This is a genomic window from Vibrio sp. 10N.261.52.A1 (assembly GCF_002876325.1).
Lineage (GTDB): Bacteria > Pseudomonadota > Gammaproteobacteria > Enterobacterales > Vibrionaceae > Vibrio > Vibrio chagasii.
The window spans coordinates 1-539 of sequence record NZ_MCYD01001088.1; the positions used below are offsets into that span (position 1 = coordinate 1).

Annotated in this window: 1 pseudogene; it reads right to left on the bottom strand. The window is 46.8% G+C overall.

Features of this window, described 5'->3' with window-relative positions:
* A pseudogene (locus BCT81_RS23415) lies at positions 1-539 on the bottom strand (hypothetical protein); the annotation flags it as partial.

The following is a 539-nucleotide window of genomic DNA, read 5'->3' on the forward strand; positions in this document are numbered from 1 at the left end:
GCCAAAAAGGGAACAGGCTTTCAACCTGATCAACTTGCCATTTGCTGCCTTTCGCTAAAGAGACGCCTAAATCAAACTGCGCGCCACCAAAAGCTTCAGATAACCAGTCTTCTGTTTCACTCACACCAGCAGCCACTAAACGAGATGGTACTTGCTCTTGGTAGGCGCGAATGTTGCCCTGTTCAGACTGCTGTTGAGCAATGGTCACGAGTTCAGAAGTCATGGGAGCAATATAAGGGTTCGCTTCGTTAAGCTTACCCTCGTCCAAAGCTAGGTTTGGCAATGAAGCACTATCTAGCCCCTTGCGGGTCTGATATTGATGATCGGTCAATTCAGCAATAAGTGGCTCTACCGTTTTCCACTCCGCATCACTGTATGGACCACACTGAAGCTCGTCCTTCCCTAGTTCAACCTCACGACAATAGGTGCTCATGCTAGTAATGATATTTAGCAGCGCTTCATCGACTTGATAAGCTGAAAACGTAACAAAGGTATTTTTTACCGTCGCTTGCTCATTGCTAACTTGCACGTTGTTAGCT